At 41.7% G+C, this 22023-nt stretch carries 16 protein-coding genes and 1 pseudogene; 9 read left to right on the forward strand and 8 right to left on the reverse strand.

Features of this window, described 5'->3' with window-relative positions:
• Positions 1–88: 88 nt before the first annotated feature.
• The 3 genes from F777_RS0110830 to clpB all read right to left on the reverse strand — a co-directional run bounded on the left by F777_RS0110830 (position 89) and on the right by clpB (position 4384).
• A complete protein-coding gene (locus F777_RS0110830; protein ID WP_026752061.1) occupies positions 89–961 on the reverse strand; it encodes a DUF4382 domain-containing protein in 873 nt (290 codons plus the stop codon).
• A gap of 99 nt (positions 962–1060) precedes the next feature.
• Positions 1061–1732 (reverse strand): hypothetical protein, encoded by a 672-nt coding sequence (locus tag F777_RS0110835; protein WP_026752062.1) that lies wholly within the window; start codon positions 1730–1732, stop codon positions 1061–1063.
• 57 nt (positions 1733–1789) lie between these two features.
• Entirely contained in the window at positions 1790–4384 is a 2595-nt protein-coding gene (gene clpB / locus F777_RS0110840; RefSeq protein WP_026752063.1) for an ATP-dependent chaperone ClpB, read from the reverse strand.
• A gap of 68 nt (positions 4385–4452) precedes the next feature.
• Here clpB and F777_RS0110845 point away from each other — a divergent pair, with 68 nt between their 5' ends.
• The 4 genes from F777_RS0110845 (at position 4453) to F777_RS0110865 (ending at position 11045) form a co-directional block, all read left to right on the forward strand.
• Positions 4453–5502, forward strand: a complete 1050-nt coding sequence (locus F777_RS0110845) for a serine hydrolase domain-containing protein (RefSeq protein WP_026752064.1) — start codon at positions 4453–4455, stop codon at positions 5500–5502.
• The gene (gene queG, locus F777_RS0110850) at positions 5493–6431 is read left to right on the forward strand and encodes a tRNA epoxyqueuosine(34) reductase QueG (RefSeq protein ID WP_235785934.1); all 939 of its coding nucleotides are present in this window, start codon (positions 5493–5495) and stop codon (positions 6429–6431) included. The genes F777_RS0110845 and queG overlap by 10 nt, the downstream gene beginning before the upstream one ends.
• A gap of 150 nt (positions 6432–6581) precedes the next feature.
• Positions 6582–9719 carry a SusC/RagA family TonB-linked outer membrane protein gene (locus F777_RS0110860; protein ID WP_235785935.1) on the forward strand — a complete coding sequence of 1046 codons (3138 nt, stop codon included), beginning with the start codon at positions 6582–6584 and terminating at the stop codon, positions 9717–9719.
• Positions 9720–9737: 18 nt separating this feature from the next.
• Positions 9738–11045, forward strand: a complete 1308-nt coding sequence (locus F777_RS0110865; protein ID WP_026752067.1) for a RagB/SusD family nutrient uptake outer membrane protein — start codon at positions 9738–9740, stop codon at positions 11043–11045.
• Positions 11046–11119: 74 nt separating this feature from the next.
• On the opposite strand, the gene F777_RS0110870 is transcribed toward F777_RS0110865, so the two are convergent.
• The 3 genes and pseudogenes from F777_RS0110870 to sppA form a co-directional block, all read right to left on the reverse strand.
• The gene (locus F777_RS0110870; protein ID WP_026752068.1) at positions 11120–11611 is read right to left on the reverse strand and encodes an SRPBCC family protein; all 492 of its coding nucleotides are present in this window, start codon (positions 11609–11611) and stop codon (positions 11120–11122) included.
• A 1-nt stretch (position 11612) separates the two neighbouring features.
• A pseudogene (locus F777_RS16515) lies at positions 11613–12721 on the reverse strand (ABC transporter permease).
• 21 nt (positions 12722–12742) lie between these two features.
• Positions 12743–14503 carry a signal peptide peptidase SppA gene (sppA, locus tag F777_RS0110880; RefSeq protein WP_026752069.1) on the reverse strand — a complete coding sequence of 587 codons (1761 nt, stop codon included), beginning with the start codon at positions 14501–14503 and terminating at the stop codon, positions 12743–12745.
• A gap of 49 nt (positions 14504–14552) precedes the next feature.
• Between sppA and folK the strand changes: the two genes are divergently transcribed.
• From folK to F777_RS0110895, 3 genes are read left to right on the forward strand one after another with little or no spacing between them, the layout of a single operon-like run.
• Positions 14553–15059 (forward strand): 2-amino-4-hydroxy-6-hydroxymethyldihydropteridine diphosphokinase, encoded by a 507-nt coding sequence (gene folK, locus F777_RS0110885; RefSeq protein WP_235785938.1) that lies wholly within the window; start codon positions 14553–14555, stop codon positions 15057–15059.
• Positions 15060–15101: 42 nt separating this feature from the next.
• A complete protein-coding gene (locus F777_RS0110890) occupies positions 15102–15734 on the forward strand; it encodes a deoxynucleoside kinase (protein ID WP_026752071.1) in 633 nt (210 codons plus the stop codon).
• Between the two features lie 44 nt (positions 15735–15778).
• A complete protein-coding gene (locus F777_RS0110895; RefSeq protein WP_051408565.1) occupies positions 15779–17032 on the forward strand; it encodes an MFS transporter in 1254 nt (417 codons plus the stop codon).
• Between the two features lie 5 nt (positions 17033–17037).
• Here the strand turns inward: F777_RS0110895 and F777_RS0110900 are convergent, their stop codons facing one another.
• Positions 17038–17520 (reverse strand): YkgJ family cysteine cluster protein, encoded by a 483-nt coding sequence (locus F777_RS0110900; protein ID WP_026752073.1) that lies wholly within the window; start codon positions 17518–17520, stop codon positions 17038–17040.
• A 126-nt stretch (positions 17521–17646) separates the two neighbouring features.
• On the opposite strand from F777_RS0110900, the gene gcvP reads away from it, so the two are divergent.
• A complete protein-coding gene (gene gcvP / locus F777_RS0110905) occupies positions 17647–20520 on the forward strand; it encodes an aminomethyl-transferring glycine dehydrogenase (protein ID WP_026752074.1) in 2874 nt (957 codons plus the stop codon).
• A 40-nt stretch (positions 20521–20560) separates the two neighbouring features.
• Here gcvP and F777_RS17360 read toward each other — a convergent pair whose 3' ends face one another.
• Positions 20561–20938 carry a hypothetical protein gene (locus F777_RS17360; protein WP_026752075.1) on the reverse strand — a complete coding sequence of 126 codons (378 nt, stop codon included), beginning with the start codon at positions 20936–20938 and terminating at the stop codon, positions 20561–20563.
• 408 nt (positions 20939–21346) lie between these two features.
• Here F777_RS17360 and F777_RS0110915 point away from each other — a divergent pair, with 408 nt between their 5' ends.
• Positions 21347–22006, forward strand: coding sequence for a hypothetical protein (locus F777_RS0110915; protein ID WP_026752076.1), 660 nt, complete (start codon positions 21347–21349; stop codon positions 22004–22006).
• The last annotated feature ends 17 nt before the right edge of the window (positions 22007–22023 follow it).

A 22023-nucleotide genomic window follows, 5' to 3' on the forward strand; every position in this document is an offset into this window, starting at 1 on the left:
TACAAAATCCCGACAAGAAACTTGCCGGGACTTTTGTTGGGATATCAACCACCACATCCCATACGAATCACCCTTATGATAAACCTATTTATTTTTTCAAAGTAATCAGTCCTAATTGCGCTTCTTTGGTTTTAGATACCACCACATTGGTAATAGTAGTATCACTGTAGCCATTGGATGCATTTACAAAAACACTGTAGGTTCCATCCGATAATCCTCTTACTTTAAAATGCCCGTCATGATTAGGCAAAGCATAAGCAGTGTCTTTGCTGTTAAATACCGTAATGACAGCCTGCGCTTCCTTCGGTGTTACTTTACCGGATACACTGGCAGTAGCTTTTACGGTGAAGAATTTAATGACCGGCTTTAGATAAAACTGACCGTTCTTTTCAATAATGGATCTGCTTACATCAAAGTCTAACCAAAGTCTGGAACGACTGGGAAGAAATTCCTCCCACTCATGTCCTTTCAATTTAACCAGGATATAATTTTTTTCGTTCAGCGGAATGTTCAAAGGATACGTAACACTGTCTTTAATTAAAGTATGTGTTGCACCCAGTTCAATTTTAATTAAACGAATAGCGCCCTTTGGCACAGTTGCCGTTGCCAGCAAAGTATCTACGCCATTTCGCAGTTTTAAAATATCATACACGCCGGGATTCACACCCAGGTTCTGCCAAACCAGCGAGGAATCCTTTTTTTCATTTCTGGAACGACCTATTCTATCCCAGTCACAGGTATCTTTTTTACGCGTGTCTTTACTGGTATCTACCAATAACCAGACAGATTTAATGTCAATTAACACATTGTCAAAAACGCCCGGGGCATCCGTTAAATACAATGACACCGATTGAGAGCCAACAGGGTTTTCAATGGAAGCTGCTTTGTTGCAGGCAGACAATGACACTACTAAAACGATGGCAAATGCAGCCATCCAGAAAAGGGGGTTTGTTTTTTTCATGGTTCAGGTTTTTAGTGTAGCGTTATATCCATGAAAAAGAGATGCCAGGTGTTTTTAGAATGTTGCCTGTTAAATAAATTTTAACAAAAAAGATTTTTCTTAGAGGCCAGCTATAATAGTACTGATATCTTGTACGCTAAGCTGTTTGCGTTTTTTGGCAGCAGGTAAAATTTGAATCGCTGCTTCCGCATCGGATGTAAATAATTCAGCAACTGATTTGCCTTTTATGGGAACCAATTCATTGGATGTAAGACGCAGCAAAAAACTTTCTGAAAAGAGTTCAAACTTTTTTCCACCCGATGACTTTCCGTAATCATAAGTATCAACTGCTTTCTTGTTTATCATTTTCAGAAGCTGGTATTTGGCACTCGTTCTTTTAACTTCGTATAAAAGCGGATTATTCGGACTCAATCTAATAATAGTAATAGAATCTGCTACCCCCTCTTCCTGAAAGAACAAAGTCATTTTCTGAATAGCATCTATAAATTGAAATTCAGCATCTTCTTGTTTAAAATGAATATTACCATTTACCAGGTTAATGATCAGGGGCAGATTCGTGAATTTTTTCCCGTTGAACATTTCCACATTCGCATTGCACCATTCCTCTCTCCATAAAGGACTGCCTTTTATTCCGCCAACATTGGCACTGATGGTCATCCCCTTTTCATCATACACTTCTACAAAATGGGTAACTGGTTTGGCCATATACATATTCTGCCCAAACAAAAAAAAGTTGAATAGCGTAAAAAGAGAAGTCAGTGCCGTTTTCATACAAAGCTTTCTCTAATATACACTATTCAACTTGAAACTCCTTTAACTGGAAAAGGTTTATTCGTTTCTGAATACCACTACTCCGTCGAACACATCAACCAGAACAGGCTGATTTTTATCAATGTCTCCGGAAAGGATTTTCTTACTCAAGGCATTCACAATCAATTTCTGAATCAGGCGCTTCAAAGGTCTTGCCCCCAGTTGGGCATCAAATCCGTTGTCCATCAGGTAATCAATCAGGTAATCACTGAATCGTAACTGAATGTCGTTTTCTGCCACCAGTTTTTTCAGCGATTCCAGCTGAATACTGATGATCCCTTTTAGCTGTTTCTTGTTCAAAGGACTGAACATAATAATTTCATCTACCCTGTTCAGAAACTCAGGCCTAACTGTTTGTTTTAGCAACTGCATTACTTCTGTCTTTGCTTTTTCAGCTGCTTCTTCCAAACCATTTTCTTCTACCCCTTCAAAAGCTTCCTGAATTAAATGACTACCAATATTACTGGTCATAATGATGATGGTATTTTTAAAATTCACCATTCTGCCCTTATTATCAGTTAGTCTTCCATCATCTAGTACCTGTAACATTACGTTCCATACATCCGGATGCGCTTTTTCAATTTCATCCAGCAAAATCACACTATAAGGTTTTCTCCGAACTGCTTCGGTTAGCTGACCTCCTTCGTCGTAACCCACATATCCGGGAGGTGCACCAATCAAACGGGAGACCGTATGCTTTTCCTGATACTCACTCATATCAATACGGGTCATCATACTTTCATCATCGAACAGGTATTCCGCCAATGCTTTAGCCAACTCAGTTTTACCAACCCCTGTAGTACCTAAGAAAATAAAGGAACCAATGGGTTTTTTAGGATCCTGTAAGCCTGCCCTGCTTCTTCTGATGGCATCAGAAACTGCGGCAATGGCTTCCTCCTGTCCCACTACCCTGCTGTGCAATTCTTCTTCCAGGCGCAATAATTTTTCTCTTTCACCTTGTAACATTTTAGCAACTGGTATACCCGTGGCTTTGGCAATACTTTCAGCAATATCTTCTGCATCTACTTCTTCTTTCAGCAATCTTTTTTCAGAAGTCTGCATCAATTGTTCTGTAACAGAAGCAATAATGGTTTCCTGTTCTTTTACTTTTCCGTATCTGATTTCTGCTACCTTACCATATTCTCCATTGCGTTCTGCCTGTTCCGCTTCCTGCTTCAGTTGTTCAATCCTGGCTTTGGCAGATTGTACTTTTTCTACCAGTTCCTTCTCCTGTGTCCACTTGGCTTTCAGTGTATCGCGCTCCACAGCCAGGTTACTGATATCAATATTGAGCTCCTTCAATTTGTCTTCATCGTCTTCCCTTTTGATGGCTTCGCGTTCAATTTCCAGCTGACGAATCTGACGCTCCAACTTGTCCAGTTCTTCGGGCATGGAATTCATTTCCAGTCTTAGCTTGGCTGCGCTCTCATCAATTAAGTCAATGGCTTTATCGGGCAAGAAACGATCGGTAACATAACGATTGGATAATTCTACTGCCGCAATAATGGCTTCGTCTTTAATGCGCACATGGTGATGCGTTTCGTAACGATCCTTCAGCCCACGTAAAATAGAAATAGCATCTTCCACCGTAGGTTCATCTATCATTACTTTCTGGAATCTTCTTTCCAGGGCCTTGTCCTTTTCAAAATACTTCTGGTATTCGTTTAAGGTAGTAGCACCAATGGCTCTGAGTTCACCACGCGCCAATGCAGGTTTTAAAATATTTGCAGCATCCATGGCACCTTCACCACCACCGGCACCTACCAGGGTATGAATTTCGTCGATGAATAAAATGATTTCTCCGTCACTGGATGTTACTTCCTTCACAACGCCTTTCAATCTTTCTTCAAATTCACCTTTGTATTTGGCACCGGCAATCAATTGGCCCATATCCAATCCGTAAACGATTTTACTTTTCAGATTTTCAGGAACATCCCCGTTCACAATCCGCATAGCCAGTCCTTCAACAATAGCTGTTTTACCTACTCCGGGTTCACCCACTAAAATGGGATTGTTTTTAGAACGACGGGTAAGAATATGCAGGGTTCTTCTAATTTCTTCATCACGACCAATCACAGGATCCAGTTTGCCCTGTCTGGCCATATCGTTAAGATTCTTAGCATATTTATTCAGCATATTCAGCTGAGTTTCCTGTGCCTGTGAACGAATGGTATCGCCCTTACGTAAATCTTTAATTGCGGTGATTAATCCTTTCTCAGTTAAACCCGCCGTTTTTAATAAAGTTCCGGTAGCATCACTCATTTGCACCAAGGCAAGCAAGAGATGTTCCGGGGTTACGAATTCATCTTTAAAGGAACTCATTACCGTTGTTGCTTTTAATAAAGCATTACTGAAATCACGACCCGCACTCTGAGCAGGTTCTCCTCCCTGCACCTTGGGCAACTTATTCAGTTGTTCGGTTAGTTTGGTCTCCAGAAAAGCAGGATTTACATTGTTCTTTTTCAACAAAAATTCAATAGCGGAATCCTTGTCGTTTAACAATGCTTTCAGTAAGTGATCCGTTTCAATGGAGGGGTTGCCATTGCTATAGGCAATCTGTTGTGCCGCCTGTATAGCTTCCTGGGCTTTAATGGTATAATTGTTCAAATTCATAGTAAAGTGGATTGATGTAACTTTATTCCTTTCATCAAACGATAATCCAACTCAATAATTCGGAAAATATGTCGCAAAAAAATGGAATATACTGCGCTATAGTCAGTCTGGGAGTGATTTTTCTGTTATTATTACAGCCAGTACAAGCACAATACAATTTTCAGGAACTGGAAAAAACCATTGAGCAATCTAAAAAAGAACTGGGCAAGGAATACAGCATACTTGTTTATAAAGACGGGAAAATTGTCTTTAGTAAATCGGCCGGAGAATTCAATCCCAAAACACAGGCTCCTATTGCCAGTGCCAGCAAATGGTTAACTGCCGCTTTAATCATGGCCCTGGTTGACGATGGTAAAATTTCGTTAGAAGATAAACTCAGTAAGCATATTCCCGACATGAATAAATACAGCAAGGGCTTTATCACCATCAGGCATTGCCTTAGCCATTTAACGGGCATAGAATCTGATCCTATCAAGCTAAGTGATATTATCAGAAGAAACCGGTACAATAGCCTTGAAGAGGAAATAACAGAATTTGTTACCAAAAGAGAAATCGTAGCCAATCCGGGACTGGAATTCCGATACAGCAATGTGGGATTGAACCTGGCGGGCCGCTATATTGAAATTGCCTTAAGAAGGGGCTTTGAACAATTGATGCAGGAAAAAATTTTACGTCCACTACAAATGCGTGGAACCAATTTTTCCAGCTTAAACGCCATCAACCCATCGGGGGGTGCTCAATCAACGGCCAATGATTATATCAACTTCTGTTCCATGTTGCTCAACAAAGGCATGTTCAATGGCAAAAGAATTTTATCAGAAGCATCCGTGCAATTTTTATTGCAGGCGCATACCACTTCTTCTATGATTAAATATGCCCCCAAAGTTGCGGAGGGTTATAATTATGCAGCGGGTTCCTGGGTCTTGCAAACCGATAGCAATGGCAACCCTTCTGTACTGGCTTCTCCCGGATTATTCGGCACCTGGCCTATGATTGACCTTTGCAGAAATTATGCAGTAGTATTTTTTGCCAAAGAATTCATGAACGAAGACCGAAGGGATGTTTACCTGAATCTGAAGAAAAAGATTGATGAACAAATCGCATCGAATTGCCAGTAAATATGTTGCCCTTAGAAGCATATACCCGGTTCATCAAATCTACAGCTGCCAGGCTGGGATTTAGTTATTGCGGTATTGCCAAAGCAGAGAAATTAAATGAAGATGCAAAAAGGCTGGAACAATGGTTGAACAAAAACCATCAGGGCAGCATGCAGTACATGGAGAATCATTTTGATAAAAGAATTGATCCAACCCTACTGGTGCCAGGTGCCCGATCGGTCATCACACTAATGAAGAATTATTTTCCCGAAGCAAAGCAGAAAAGCAATAGTCCAAAAATTGCCAGATATGCCTGGGGCAAAGATTACCATGAAGTAATCAGGGAACAGCTAAAAGAATTGCTGGTAGAAATGAATCAGGAAATAGGAGCTGTAAACGGAAGAGGCTTTGTAGATTCTGCACCCGTTTTAGAGAGAGCCTGGGCAGTAAAATCCGGATTGGGATGGGTAGGGAAAAACGGGAATTTGATTAGCAAGCAGAACGGATCGTACTTTTTTATAGCCACTTTAATTGTGGACGTACCGTTGCAATACGATGATCCCTATGTAAAAGATTTTTGCGGAACCTGTACCCAATGCATTGAAGCCTGCCCTACTGATGCCATATTACCCAATAAGGAAATCAACGGAAGCCAGTGTATCAGCTACTATACCATTGAATTAAAAGAAGCGTTGAGTCAGCATACAGCGGTGAACACCAATAACTGGTTATTTGGCTGTGATATCTGTCAGGAAGTTTGTCCCTGGAATCGTTTCAGTAAACCGAATTCGGAGCCTGCATTTGAGCCCATCCCTGCTATTCTGAATTTAACCACACAGGAGTGGGAAGAAATGTCCGAAGAAGTATTTAAGCAACTGTTTAAAGAGTCTCCGCTAAAAAGAGCCAAGTACAGCGGCATCCGAAAAAATCTTCGTTGGCTACAATCGTAAACCCGAAGAAAATTTGCGGATTTCTGCACGTTTTAAAAAAACTTTGACCAAATTGTCCCCATTTAAGGGAAAAATTATCAACAAAACCAAGAAATTCCCGCACATATTATATATTTATCTTGTTTTTGAAAACTCCAAAACGATATGCATATGAATGTCAACAATGGCAAGATCGGTGTTCTATCGAAGATGTGCTTCCTTCTCTTCGGTTTGGCACTGACAATCAGCTTGCAAGCTCAAACAACCATTAAAGGAAAAGTTACCGACAGCAAAGGGCTGCCTGTTCCAGGCGCTTCTGTCACCATCAAAAATTCAGGAGCAGGTACTGCTACTGGAACAGATGGTATGTATCAGTTAATTGCCAACCTAAAAGCAGGGAAATACGATGTTGTCATTTCTTCTGTAGGATTTAAGTCGGCAGAAAAATCTATCACCATAACCAGTACTACAGGCAGCTTTAGTTTCGACGCAAGCTTGAAAGAAGATGCAACCGGTTTGGATGAAGTAGTGGTAACCGGTACTTCACAGGGTACTACTAAAAAGCAATTGGGTAATTTCATTGGTACTGTAAAAGGAAGCCAGGTAAGCAATGCGGGTTCTCCCAATGCCATCGCTTCTTTACAAGGTAAAGTACCCGGTGCGCAGATTACGCAGAACTCAGGTGACCCTGCAGGTGGTATGAGTGTGAAACTACGTGGTGTAAGCTCTATCTCTGGTTCTTCAGATCCTTTATACATTATTGACGGAGTTATTCTGAACAATTCAAATGCAAGAGTAACCAACGCGCAAAGTGATTATGATGCTTATGGAAGCGTAGGACAGAACCGTATGGTAGATATCAATCCAAACGATATCGAAAGAATTGAAGTATTGAATGGTGCTGCAGCTGCTGCAATATATGGTAGCCGTGCAAATGCTGGGGTTATTCAAATCTTCACTAAGCGTGGATCTACAGGCGCTCCTAAAATCACTTTCAGTTCTAAAGTAAATACTAACTCATTAAGAAAACGTTTAGTATTCAACAATGCACCAACCAAATTTGGTGGACCAACAGATGGACCAGGTGCTGTTACACAAGACATTTTATTGACTGCATTAACGAATACTACACCAGTTACCCGTTACGATTACCAGGATGATATTTTCAGAACTGGATATGGTACAGATAACAACGTATCCATTACTGGTGGTCAAGACAAAATGCGTTATTTCGCTTCTTTAAACTATAACACCAATCAGGGTATTATCAGAGGAACCGATAATACTCGTTTTGGTTTTAGATTAAATTTAGATAACAAGGTAAACAACTGGTTCAGCTGGAATGCAGGCATCAACTATACCAACAATGCTACCAATGAAAAACCAGATGGAAACAGCTTCTTCTCTCCTATTAACTCTATGACCATTTTGGGTAACTTTCACAATATTGGCGCAAGAGATGCGAATGGAAATTTGCAAGCTGTGGGCGAAAGAGGACGTGTGAATCCATTAACCATCATCAACGATATCAAACAAAGAAACGTAACGAATAGAACCGTTTCCAATGTTGGTTTTAAGTTATTCCCAGTTAAAGGCTTGGTGATTGATTACACAGCAGGTTTGGATAATATTGCACAAAACGGTACAACCTATATTCCACCGTTCCCTTACAATGCAAGCCCAGCATTCTATGGTGGTGGTGCTGCTTTAGATCCAACACAAAATGGGTATGCCAGTGCGGCCAGCTTTAATTCTACTTTCTTCAATCACGATCTAAACTTTACATACACAACTCAAATCACCAGCAAACTGGCTTCTGTAACTCAGTTTGGTTATTCTGAGCAGTATGAAAAAGCGCAATATATTTTAGCACAGAGCCGTGGTTTATTGCCAGGTATTTCTACTGCAACAGGTGGTAGCACTTTATTACCCAACTCTGATGGCAGAAGCGAAAGAACCATCCGCGGTTTCTTCCTACAACAAAACTTTAAGTTCAACAATCAGTTGTTCGTAACGGTTGCAGGACGTGTAGACGGTTCTTCTGTATTTGATAAGAGCAACCGTAACTTCTTCTATCCTAAAGTAAGTGGTAACTACCTTATTTCTGAAACCGATTTCTTTAAGAAATCTTCTTTAGCCAATTCAGTAGATGTATTTAAAATCCGTGCTGCTTATGGTGAGAGTGGAAACCTTACTGGTATTGGCGCATACGATCGTTTCAATATATATAATATCTCTCCTTTCTTAGGAAGAACCAGCTTAACTTCTCCTTCAGCAACCATCAGCTCTAACTTAAAACCTGAGCGTCAGAAAGAATTAGAAATTGGTACAGATATCGCTTTATTCGGCAATAGATTACAGTTCACATTCAACTATTACAACAAGAAAGTAACGGATTTATTAGTGCCGAATATTACCAATGCACCAAGTTCTGGATTCCCTACTGCCACTAAAAATGTTGGTTCTTTAAGCAACAAAGGATTTGAAATCATGGTAACTGCAGTTCCTATAAAAAACAAAGACTTCAGCTGGGAGATCACCGGTAACTTTAACAAAAACAAAAACAGAATTGAAAACTTAGGCGTTCCTTTCATTTCATTTGCAGCCCCAACTGGAGCCGTATTTGCTTTGATTCCCGGATACGATGCGCCTGTATTCTATTCAACCTTTTTTGCTAGAAATGCAAATGGTACAGAAGTAAAGAATGCAGCAGGTATTCCTGTAACAGCAAGAGGTCCTATTGCAAATGGACAGCCATTTGGTACCCCCACATTAGATCCTGCAACTGGATTACCTTTTACTACCGGACCTAACTCTACCATCCTACGTTCTGTATTAGGATCCCCTAACCCAACTTATACCGCTACTTTAATCAACAGCTTCACATATAAAAAGTGGACCTTCGGTTTCCAATTAGACCGAGTTGCTGGTGCGGAAGTATTTAACGCAGACTTCAGAACAAGACAAGGGGTAGGTAATGGTAGCGAATTTGCACAAAGAGAACACAAGGGTGAAATACCAAGAGGATATATCAGCGGTATTTACGGTATTGAAGAGTGGAGAGTAGATGATGGATCTTTCACCAAATTACGTGAAATCTCTGTAGGGTACTCTTTTGGAAAAGTAAACAATCTCTTCAACAATTTAACCGTAACATTCACTGGTAGAAACCTAATCTCTTGGGACAACTACAGAGGATACGATCCCGAAACCAACGCTACCGGTCAGAACAGTTTGTTCAGAGGTGTAGACTTTGGAAACGTACCTATTCCAAAAACCTTCCAATTTGGCGTAGTAGCTAATTTCTAACCCAACAAAAAAGTTATTATGAAAAAAATATTATTCATCATTTTATCTGGGGTAAGTCTGGTTGCATGTAAGCAGGATTTTACCAACCCAGGAGCCATATCTGATATAGATGCATTTTCTACTCCCAGAGGTTTAGCTGGTGTAGCCGTAGGATTACAAAACGTTTACAGCAATGGTCGTTTAAGCCCATTATACAATGGCGTTACTGCTGCAGGTGCTTTAACCAATGAATTCAGATTAATGAATGCCGGGAATACCGACGAACTCCAGTTATTTACAGGCGGTGCTGTTGTAGATAACCTAAATGGTATTGTAGGCAATATGTGGACTTGGAACAACAAGATCATTTATGATGCAGATAAAGTACTGGAAGGTGCCAATAAGCTTGGAGATAAGAACTACGCTTCCGGATTAATTGCTTATGCAAGTATTTACAAAGCAATGGCCATTGGCAACCTGGCTATGTTCTTTGAACAAATCCCTGCAGCACCGGGTACACAAACCACTCCTGCTGCTTTCCAAAGCAGAGTAGATGGTTTCAGAAGAGCAGTAACTACCTTACGTGCAGCACAAACTGCTCTTGGAGCCAATGCACCGAATGCTGCTTTCTTTGCGAATGTGCCAACCAATATCACTACTGCGTATTTCAACAATACCATCAGTGCATTGATTGCCCGTTACAGTTTATTTGCCGGAGATTTCGCTGGCGCTATCACTGCAGCCAATGCGGTAGATTTAAGTTACAATGGAGCTGTGCTAGGTTTTGATGCGATTGTTACCAATCCTATCTTCACCACTGCCACTGCAACCAATAACGTATTCCAGATCCTGGATTCTACCCTTGGATTGCCTACAGCATTGGCACCAGATTTAAATGATCAGCGTATTGCATTCTATACCGCTATCAATCCAACCATTCAGCCACGTTACAGAATCAAAGGATTCTTCAGTGCTGCTACTCAGTCTGTGCCTTTGTACTTGCCTGATGAAATGCGTTTAATTAAAGCTGAATGTTATGTAAGACAGGCTGCACCGGATTTAACTGCCGCTGTTGCAGAAATCAATGCAGTAAGAACACAATTACCTGCAGCTGATGCATTTGGTGTAGGTGGTGGATTGGCAGCTTACTCCGGTACTGTTTCTGCACCTGCCTTGTTAGACGAAATTTATCGTCAGCGTTGCATTGAATTGTGCATGAGCGGTATGCGTTTAGAAGACAACAGAAGACTGGGTCGTCCTGCAGCAGAACGTAAGAGAACATTCTTCCCTTACCCAAGCAGAGAGCGCGACAACAACCCTAATACACCAACCGATCCGGCTGGATAATAAAGAGTCTCTCCCCCAAGCAGTTGGTAAAAAGCCCCGTATCGAGCAATCGAACGGGGCTTTCCATTTTATAGTTATTGCTGCTCCGCAACTTGCTTCAGCTGCTGCAAATGTTTTTCCATCTGTGTGCCCATGATTTTATCGTTCATCATCGAACCAAAACGTTCCCAGGGATACCAGCCAATCTGCTGCACAAACTGCCACTGAACAATCGCTGTATTGGCTTCCGGCTTTCCAATCATGCGCATCGTACTTACCTGTTCTACACCATCCCCTCCTTTCCATTTGGCTTCCATGGTAGAATCGGTTACGGCAGTGATGGTTACAGAAGTGTTACCAAATTGCGCACTGGTAGCAGATACTATTTTTACAGAACTATCTTTCATTCCCTCTATCCACAAAGGCCATTGATGCATATCTGCCACGATTGGCTTTACTTTTACAACACTGGCATTTACATCCACTGCTCTTGACACCAGAACGGTAGAGGGAAACAATAATCCAATAGAAGTAACAATGGTACCCAGCACTAAAAAACTAATCAAGCCCAGTTTTATCAATTTCATTTTACTCCCATTTAAAGGTTTTAAAAGCAAGGCCATACACCACTACCATCCAGATACCCAGCACTCCCAGTTCAAACAAACAGTCCGATAAGCCAGCCCCCTCAAATGCAATATTGCGCATGGCATTGTTAAAATGCGTCAGCGGCAATACCCGTGAAATGGGTTGCAACCAGGAAGGGAAATTATCGATGGAAAAAAAGTACCTGCCAGTAAAAACTGTGGCAATGTAATCAGGTTGGCAAAAGGAGGAATGGTACTTTCTGTTTTAGCCACACTACTCACAATAAATCCAAATCCCATAAATAAAAGCAGGGCAATAAAACTCAATACCATGATTTGAGCAAATGTTACCCAACCATTAACCAGTGTAAAATTAAAAACAAAATGGCCAATCAAAATAATAATGACTGCAGTAATCAATTGAAAGATAACACGACTTAATGCTTCTCCTAAAACTATATAAGGACGCTGAATGGGCGTTGCAAAAAACCGTTTCAACACCAGCTGTTGTCTTAAATTAAAAAACAAAAAAGCAACCCCGAAAACACCTGCACTCAACAAAGAGAAACCCAGCTGACCTGGTAAAATAAAATCGATGGTTCTGTATACCCTGCCCGGAATCTTTTTTACTTCCTTACTAATAGATGCAATAGTGGGAGCCGCAGGAAACTGACGTTGATTAATACCACTGATCACTGCATTGAGTATGGATTGCAGCACCTGCACATTTTGTGGATTGGCTGCTTCTGAACTGGTTAATTGAATGGTATAAGGGGGCTGTGTGGAATCAGCAGCAGCTTTTATATTCAGCAGGGCTGTTATCCTTCCCTTTTCTAAATCTTCCTGTAATGCAAGGCCCGTTTTAGGAGACACTTTAATTCCGGGAATATTTCTAAGCCCATGATACACCGGATTAAGCGAATCAGATTTTGCATCAAAAGCAATATTTACATTGATTTTGCCGCCGCTGCCAATAAAACCAAACACCAGAATAAAAATCAATGGAAAGGCAATGCTGAAAACCACGGAAGAAGGGCTTCTGAAAATCGCTCTCAAACTTCCTTTGGTAATGGCCATCATGGCCCTGAGTTGACTATACTCCTGCTTCATCCCGATTATTTAGCAGCAAAGCTATTGTATATTCACAAGAAAGGGCAATCTGGTCTGTGGCACACCTACCATCTGCTTCACTTGTTTTAATTCGCGAGTTACCTGCATTAAAGATGGATCAATCTGGTCGCTGATCAGGGATTGGGAAACAGATTTTTTATAGCCCCCCATAATTTGCTCAATCAGCGATTTCTTTTCGGGATACTCTTTCAGTTTCACATCGTTCTTTTTAATGTCTGCCATACGGGCAGCACAATCAATGGCATCCTGTAACCCGCCTATTCGATCGGTCAACCCGATTTTCAGCGCTGTGGTACCCGTCCATACCCTACCTTGCGCAATACTGTCAATCGTTGGAACCGGGCGCTTTCTTCCATTGGCAACCCTGTTTAGGAAGGTAGCATAAATGCTATCTACAGAAGCCTGCAAAAATCTTTTTTCATTTTCATTCAGGGGCTTACTGATATCTCCCATATCAGCATAAGGAGCTGTCTTTACACCGTCAAACGTAATACCCAGCTTATTCTTAAAGAAAGCCTGCATGTTCGGCACCACACTGAATACGCCAATAGAACCCGTGATGGTATTGGCATTGGCGAAAACACTATCTGCATTGCAGGCAATATAATATCCTCCGGATGCAGCCACATCACCCATACTCACAACCACCGGCTTTTCTTTTCTTATTAAGGATATTTCTCTCCAGATAACTTCACTGGCCAAAGCACTGCCCCCACCGGAATTAATTCGGAATACCAGGGCCTTGATGGATTTGTCAAAACGAATTTTTCTTAGAATATTTTTATAATTATCACTCCCGATAGATTCATTGTCGCCCTGACCGGAAACAATATCTCCATTGGCATACACCAGGGCAACTTTACCCGAACCGGAAGGTTCAAAATCGGTAGCCTGTGCATAATCAGAAAGGCTTACAAAATTGATTTTGCTCTTTAACTCCTGTTTTAATTTTTTGCTGATGGTGGCTTTAATTTCATCGTCGTATTTAAGGTCGTCTATCAATCCATATTTCTTGGCATCGGCAGGGGTCTGAATCATGCCCTTTACCGCCAGTTCTCTAAGAAAAGCGGTATCCTTTCCACGAGACATAGAAGTGGCCTGCAGCATTTGGTTGTACAATTCGCCCAACCATACACTGGTCTGTAACTTATTCGCTTCTGTCATCTGGGTTTCGCGAAGCGGTTCGGTGGCACTCTTGAATTTACCGGCATAAAAAATCTGAGGTTGAATATCCAGCTTGTCCAGCATACCTTTTAAAAAGAACAGATTAGACGAAAGACCGTTCCATTCCAAACCACCTTGCGGATTACAATAAATTTCATTGGCCGCACTGGCAACATAATATCCTTTCTGAGAAATGACTTCGCCATGTGCAATTACAAATTTGCCGCTGTTTTTAAATTCAACAACTGCCTTTCGCAATTCTTCGCTGGCGGCAAAACCATTGGCATTATTGGCACAAAGAATATACATTCCCTTAACAGCAGAATCTTTCTGGGCATGCTTCAGCATTTGTATAACCTGAAATAAAGATGGCGGTTCTTCTTCTCCTTCATTTATAATAGCCGAGAAGGGATCTTCTACAAATTGTTCCTTGTATAAAACCGATAAATCTAGCAATAAAACAGCTTTGGATCCAATCACGGGTTTATCGGAAGAAGCCGCAGCAGTGGCAATCCCAATTAAAATGAAGACGCCAATAATGGTAAATAAAATCAACGATACAAATGTGGCAAGAACAATTTTTAGAAATCCTCTCATAGAAGTTGGTTAACCTTTTAGCAAATAAAGATATTATTAAAGATATTTGATGCCCACTATACTACCAACTATGCAGAATGCCTATTTATTAATCGGCAGTAATTTAGGAAACAAAACAGAACAGCTGTCTACAGCCGTTCATTATATACAACAAGAATGCGGCCAGATTGTTAAACAGTCTGCTTTCTATGAAACCGCTCCCTGGGGCTATACCAATCAGCCTTCCTTTATTAATCAGGCTTTATGGATACAAACGGAACTGAATCCGGAAGAACTCATGCAAACCCTGCTGAAGATCGAAGCCAAAATGGGCAGAATCAGAACCGTAAAACTTGGCCCCCGCATTATAGACCTGGATATCTTGCAGATAGACCAGCTTGTAATGGAAACAGCCCTACTGCAAATTCCGCATCCGGCCATGACCGAAAGGCGCTTTGTCCTGGCTCCATTGGCTGAAATTGCTCCCGAACTATTGCATCCGGTATTGCAGAAAACAGCCACCGAATTGCTGCAAGTCTGTACCGACGACAGCGATGTGCAAAAAAAAATAGACTAAGCATACCCGCGAAAACTAAATTTGCCCTTCAGGAGCAAATTCATGAAGCATCAATTTATAACGATAGAGGGGAATATAGGAGCAGGAAAAACCACATTGACCAATATACTGGCGCAAAAACTCAATGCGCGGATTATACTAGAAGAATTTGCAGACAATCCATTTCTGTCTAAGTTTTATGACAATCCGGCTCAGTATGCATTTCCGCTGGAATTGTTCTTTATGGCCGAACGATACAAACAATTGAAGGACCTGGTGCATACCAAGGAATTGTTTCAAACAGTAACCATTTCGGACTATCTGTTTACCAAATGTCTTTTGTTTGCAAAAGTAAATTTACCCGAAGAGGAATTCCGGCTCTATCAAAAACTATTCGACATTATTCATCAGCAATTAATGTTTCCGGATGTGCTCATATATCTACATGCGCCTGTAAATAAATTGCAGCAGAATATAAAGAAGAGAAATCGTCCTTACGAACAGAGCATCCCCGACGAATACCTATTTAATATTCAGGAAACTTATACGCATTATATAAAGCAGCACAATATCAAAACCATATTTGTAGACGCCAGCAATGCAGACTTCATCAACAACGAGGCACACGTGAATATTATATTGGATGCACTGGAAAAAGATTTAGACCAGGGACAACATTATTTTACACTACCCTAGACCAACCACCAGGAGAAACCCACACTCAACCATCTCAATAAAAAATGGCCAGCACCAACACACTCAAAAATCATCCTTCTTTTGAAGTGTTGCGCATTCGCGAATTCAGGCATTTATTAGCAGGTCGCTTTTTATTCATCATGGGGCTCAGGATGCTGGGAACCGTAACAGGTTGGTGGATCTATGAATTAACCAATGATCCTTTTGCCATTGGGTTGATTGGACTTGCCGAAGTCATTCCGGCTGTATCACTGGCACTGTATGCGGGTTATGTGATTGATATCAGTGAAAAAAGAAAACTGCTGTTAAGAGGCATTGGATTTTATTTTCTTTCTGCGTTAACCCTGCTTCTGTTAAGCACCCAAATCTCCTTAACCAAACTAGGCGAAAACTGGATTGCCTTCTGCATCTATGGAGTTATTTTTTGTACCGGCATCATCCGGGCTTTTACCGGCCCCCTCTTTGGCACCATGCTGGCAGCCATTGTACCCAAACAACAGTTGCAAAGTGCCACAACCTGGAACCAGGGCATCTGGTTATCTGCTTCTGTAAGTGGACATGCTACTGCAGGATTTTTAATTGCCGGCATCGGTAATACAGGCGCACTCAGCATCATCATTGCATTTGTTGCAACCGGATTTTTATTTCTTTACCAACTAAAAGCCAAACCAGCGCTGAATAAAAAAGGAGAAAAAACAGGCTGGGAAAGTGTAAAGGAAGGACTACGATTTGTATTTAAAACCAAGGAAGTACTGGGCGCCCTATCCTTAGATTTATTTGCCGTATTCTTTGGAGGCGCAGTGGCCATGGTTCCGGTATTTGCAAGGGATATTCTGGCAGTAGGACCCATTGGATTTGGCTGGTTGAACGCAGCCACCGATATAGGCGCCATCTGTATAATCGTATGGTCTACCCTTTTTCCACTGAAAACCAATCAGGGTAAAATTTTATTGTGGGCCGTGGGTGGATTTGGGGCCTGCATCATTGTATTTGGTTTATCCAAACTATTCTGGCTGTCTTTCTTTGCCCTTTTAATGAGCGGAATTCTGGATGGAATTAGTGTAATTATTCGCGGCACCATTGTACAAATGAAAACCCCGGATCATATGCGGGGCAGAGTAATGAGTGTGAACTCGATGTTCATTAACAGCAGCAACGAACTGGGACAATTCGAAAGCGGACTGGCAGCTAAAATTATGGGGGTTATTCCGTCCGTTATTTTCGGAGGATCCATGACCATACTGGTAGTAATCGCTACCTGGTTCAAAGCCCCTGCCCTTCGCAAAATGAAATATTAATCCCTTTATTTAGCTACCACCATCAGGTTTTCCAGCACATAGTAAACAGCCGGACAAAAGCTGGAATTCTTTAAAGTAATCTGAGGTCTTTTCAACAATACATCTTCGTCTGTATAGGGAAAGCGCGCACAATCCGATGGCCGATGGTCGTAGATACTACAGAAATTATCTGACCCCAGAAAAGGACAGGGTGTAGACTTCACTACATAATCTCCTTCATTGTCCATTTGCAGGTATTGATCTATGAAAGCGGTTTCCTTCATGCCCAACACTTTGCTGATTCTTTTAATATCAGGCATTTTAAACCGAGGTGAATAATTCTTGCAGCAATTGGCGCATTCCAAACAATTTACTTTTTCAAATGCCGCTTCATGCAAATCGGGTAATACCTTCAAGACCTTGTTTTTATTGGCTTTCTTAAGGTATTGCTGGTAGTTTTTCTGGTGCTCGGCCGACTTTTTCTCCCAATTAATCAAGATATCTTCCACGGGTATGGGTTAAACATATTAAGAAATTAATCACAACGCTGTAAAAATACTCCAATCCCTCAACAAAGCAGTTAATTTCCTCTCTGAACTTTGTACCTTTGCGGCTCAAAAAAGACCCGTTTCTGTATGAATTTATTCCAGCAACAATCCACCGAATTTCAACGCAGACATATAGGACCTAATCCTGGTGATCTGAAAGCTATGTTGGCCACCATTAACGAACCGAGTATTGAGTCGTTAATCAGCAAAACCGTACCCGATAGTATCCGCATCAAGGGCGACCTGAATGTACCGCCTGCCATTGGCGAATTTGAGTACCTGAGCGAGTTGAAGAAAGTGGCTGCTAAAAATAAATTGTACAAAAACTTTATTGGACAAGGCTATTATGGCACCATTACCCCAAGTGTGATCCTGCGTAATATTTTTGAAAATCCGGGATGGTACACACAGTACACCCCGTACCAGGCAGAGATTTCTCAGGGCCGTTTGGAAAGCTTATTGAATTACCAGACCATGGTATCCGATTTAACCGGACTACCCATGGCCAACGCCTCTCTGTTAGACGAAGCCACAGCGGCTGCAGAAGCCATGGCGATGTTGTTCCACCTGGCCAATAAAACAGACAATATCACCAAACCGAAATTGTTTGTAGACAACAATGTATTCCCACAAACCAAGCAGGTATTAATTACCCGCGCAGAACCCATCAATGTTGAATTGGTATTTGGCGACTACAAAGCCACAACCATCGATGAAAGCTATTTCGGTGCGCTTTTACAATACCCTGCAGACAATGGTTCTGTAGAAGACTACAAAGGATTCATTGACGGCGTTCACGCAGCCAATGCCTATGTAATCATGGCCACGGATTTGCTTGCATTAACGGTATTAACTTCTCCCGGTGAATTAGGCGCCGATGTTGCCGTAGGTTCAGCACAACGTTTTGGTGTACCCATGGGATACGGCGGACCGCACGCTGCCTTTTTTGCTACCAGCGACGATTTTAAAAGAGGCATGCCAGGCAGATTGATTGGAGTAAGTATAGATGCACAGGGTAACCGTGCATTAAGGATGGCATTGCAAACCAGAGAGCAGCATATCAAACGCGAAAAAGCAACATCTAATATTTGTACCGCTCAGGCATTGCTGGCCAATATGGCTGCCATGTATGCAGTGTACCATGGTCCTCAGGGATTAAAGAACATTGCAGGCAGAGTACATGCATTGGCACAAACAGTGTCCAAAGCCTTGACTGAATTGGGTCTGCAACAAAACAACGCTAACTTTTTTGACACTTTACATATCAGTGGCGCTGATGCAACTGCAGTAAAAGCAGCAGCAGAAAAAGCAGCAATCAACCTGCGTTATTTTGCCAACGGTACCATTGGTATCAGTGTTGATGAAACCACAACCCTTGCAGATGTACAGGCATTGGTAAAAGTATTTGAAGGAGTAACAGGGAAATCTGCAGGTACTATTGCACCAGTAGAAAGCGGAACAGCAATACCTGCTTCATTACAAAGAACCAGCGCTTACTTAACGCACCCTGTATTCAATACCCATCACAGCGAAAGCCAGATGATGCGTTACATCAAGTCTTTGGAAAACAAAGATCTTTCTTTGAATACCAGCATGATCAGCTTAGGATCCTGCACCATGAAACTGAATGCAGCAACGGAAATGATTCCGGTAAGCTGGCCTGAATTCGGTGGATTGCATCCTTTTGTACCGGTAAACCAAACCGAAGGATACCAGCAGATTCTAAAAGAGCTAAATGATTACTTGTGTGCAGTTACCGGCTTCACCGCTTGTAGCTTACAACCCAACAGTGGTGCACAGGGCGAGTATGCAGGTTTGTTAACCATCAGAGAATACCATAAGAGCAGAAACGAAGCACATAGAAATATTGTATTAATTCCAATTAGTGCACACGGTACCAACCCTGCCAGTGCTGTAATGGCGGGCTTTAAAGTGGTGGTAGTAAAATGTGACGAAGCCGGAAACATTGATGTAGCCGACTTAAAAGCAAAAGCAGAACAGCACAAGGATAATTTAGGTGGCTTGATGGTAACTTATCCATCTACCCACGGTGTGTTCGAAGAAACCATCAAGGAAATTTGTGCCATCATTCACGAGAACGGTGGATTGGTTTATATGGACGGAGCCAATATGAATGCACAGGTTGGCTTAACCAGTCCGGGCATGATAGGCGCGGATGTATGTCACCTGAACTTACACAAGACCTTTGCTATCCCACACGGTGGTGGCGGCCCTGGCATGGGACCTATCTGTGTAAACGATAAACTGGCTCCCTTCTTACCAGGTCATTTAACCGGTTATGCAAAATCAGGTTTGGAAGTAAGTGCCGCCCCATTTGGTTCAGCCAGCATATTACTAATCAGCTATGCATACATTAAAATGCTGGGAGCAGATGGTATCAGAATGAGTACAGAGTACGCCATCCTGAATGCCAACTACATGAAGGCTAGATTAGAGAAGCATTACCCCATTCTATACACCGGTAAAAACGGAACCTGTGCACACGAATTCATTGTAGACCTGAGACCCTTTAAACAGTCTGCAGGAGTAGAAGCAGAAGACGTAGCCAAGCGTTTGATTGACTATGGTTTCCACGCACCAACTATGAGTTTCCCTGTAGCAGGAACCATCATGATTGAACCAACAGAAAGTGAAGACAAGGCAGAACTGGATCGCTTCTGTGATGCATTGATTGCCATTCACGGTGAAATCAAAGACATCGAATCTGGTAAAGCAGATAAGGCCAACAATCCATTGAAGAATGCACCGCATACACAAGCTGTGGTATGTGCAGACGAATGGACCCGTCCTTACACCAGACAGGAAGCAGCTTTCCCATTGTATTATGTAACCCTGAACAAATTCTGGCCAAGTGTAGCAAGGGTAAACAATACACACGGAGACAGAAACTTAATCTGTACCTGTGAACCGGTTTCAAGTTATGCAGAGGAAAACGCTTAATACAAACGCAACCCCTTATTAAAACTAAGGTGGCAACAAATTAAATAGACAGAGCGCTCCGGTTTTTATCGGGGCGCTTTTTTTTGAGCAGATGGATCAACTCATTTTTATCCTTCAGCGATTTTTCCAACAATGAAATTCGCTCCTGCAAAAGCTGCACCACTTCCATCTCCGGATCGCCTTCGGCAAGATAAGGCAGGGATTGCCGCAGCATTCTTCCTTTACCTGTTAGCAACCAGTGAATGTTCAACTCGGGAAAACAGGCCTGAATTTTCAACAATACTTCTGAACCCATCGTACCCTTCCCTTTCTTCTGCTTGCCGAGATACCCATTGCTGAGGTCGCAGGCATGTTCAAAAGCATAGGCACTGATGTTCTGGTGTTCCAGGTATTGATAGAGCCGATCCAATAAACGCATAAGCTATTTTTAGTAGCAAAATAGCCGACAAAAAAAATTCAAAAGTGTAGGTATTTACGCAGGAAATGAAGTGAAATAACGGAATGAAGCAGGAATGGGCATACCAACTACTTGTGATTTTTTAATAAGAAGGATTTGGTAAAAATGTGAAATTGCCGATCAACCTTAATTTTAAGTAAACAAACACAACCAAATGATTGACAGGCAATTAAATTGGATTATTGGATATTAAAAACGAAGCCAAGCAAAGGATGCCTTCTGAAAAGGGTATAGATTAGAATGCTGAAAATTCAGAAAATAGATAGAACTTAGAAGTTGAATTGTTTTAAGATTACGTTCCACCCCCCTACTATCCGTACTTAAAACGAAGCGAATTGCATTTTATTTTCTGAACTTAAAAAAAAAGATATGTCTCGTTTATTAACAGGCATTGTTTTGGTGGGATTAGGGCTGTTCACCAGCTGTGCCGGCGGAAAAAGCAGCAGCAGCTCTAAAGGCTATTTAAAGAGCAGCACTCCACAGAACAACCCTGCCACAAACAATTCATATGCTCCGCCCAGCAATGCAGCGTCTATTGACAAAAGTCAATATGTGCCTTTCTCACGCGAATTGCAAATGAAGCTCATGGCCTACAATGTAGACGTGAAGCGAGTTCAATTTTACATTGACCAGAAATTGATTCTTACCCGCGCACTGGACAGTGCCAAGGCAGAAGTAGCTTCCGGAAGTGTACGATTCATCAATGGCAAGCTCATCAACGAAATCATCATCCCTGCTTATACCCCCGGCATCATTGAATCAGCCGATTTAAACGGACTACGCGTAAGCTTTGAGAACGGTAACAGCTTTTTATTTGTTCCGGCAGAAGGCGAAGACAAGTTTGTGGTAGCAGGTAACAACTGGGACAACGGAACCGTAGAAATTCCCTATGATAAAAATATTTACAGAGCCGCTGCCGGTGTAACCAATGGCAGTGTAGCCGATGTGAAGCTGGTGGTTAAACTCACCGATGTTACCAAGAGTGACAAGAAAACCCGTACCCTTCAAGGCAGAAAGTTGGGTTTATAAGACTTTCAACAAATTTA

The sequence above is a fragment of the Sediminibacterium sp. C3 genome (assembly GCF_000508085.1).
In the GTDB taxonomy this organism is placed as follows: Bacteria; Bacteroidota; Bacteroidia; order Chitinophagales; family Chitinophagaceae; genus Sediminibacterium.

Coding starts and splice junctions, on each gene's coding strand:
- F777_RS0110830 (WP_026752061.1), bottom strand. CDS start 961: ATGAAAAAAACAAACCCCCTTTTCTGGATGGCTGCATTTGCCATCGTT.
- F777_RS0110835 (WP_026752062.1), bottom strand. CDS start 1,732: ATGAAAACGGCACTGACTTCTCTTTTTACGCTATTCAACTTTTTTTTG.
- clpB (WP_026752063.1), bottom strand. CDS start 4,384: ATGAATTTGAACAATTATACCATTAAAGCCCAGGAAGCTATACAGGCG.
- F777_RS0110845 (WP_026752064.1), top strand. CDS start 4,453: ATGTCGCAAAAAAATGGAATATACTGCGCTATAGTCAGTCTGGGAGTG.
- F777_RS0110860 (WP_235785935.1), top strand. CDS start 6,582: ATGAATGTCAACAATGGCAAGATCGGTGTTCTATCGAAGATGTGCTTC.
- F777_RS0110865 (WP_026752067.1), top strand. CDS start 9,738: ATGAAAAAAATATTATTCATCATTTTATCTGGGGTAAGTCTGGTTGCA.
- F777_RS0110870 (WP_026752068.1), bottom strand. CDS start 11,611: ATGAAATTGATAAAACTGGGCTTGATTAGTTTTTTAGTGCTGGGTACC.
- sppA (WP_026752069.1), bottom strand. CDS start 14,503: ATGAGAGGATTTCTAAAAATTGTTCTTGCCACATTTGTATCGTTGATT.
- folK (WP_235785938.1), top strand. CDS start 14,553: ATGCCCACTATACTACCAACTATGCAGAATGCCTATTTATTAATCGGC.
- F777_RS0110890 (WP_026752071.1), top strand. CDS start 15,102: ATGAAGCATCAATTTATAACGATAGAGGGGAATATAGGAGCAGGAAAA.
- F777_RS0110895 (WP_051408565.1), top strand. CDS start 15,779: ATGGCCAGCACCAACACACTCAAAAATCATCCTTCTTTTGAAGTGTTG.
- gcvP (WP_026752074.1), top strand. CDS start 17,647: ATGAATTTATTCCAGCAACAATCCACCGAATTTCAACGCAGACATATA.
- F777_RS17360 (WP_026752075.1), bottom strand. CDS start 20,938: ATGCGTTTATTGGATCGGCTCTATCAATACCTGGAACACCAGAACATC.
- F777_RS0110915 (WP_026752076.1), top strand. CDS start 21,347: ATGTCTCGTTTATTAACAGGCATTGTTTTGGTGGGATTAGGGCTGTTC.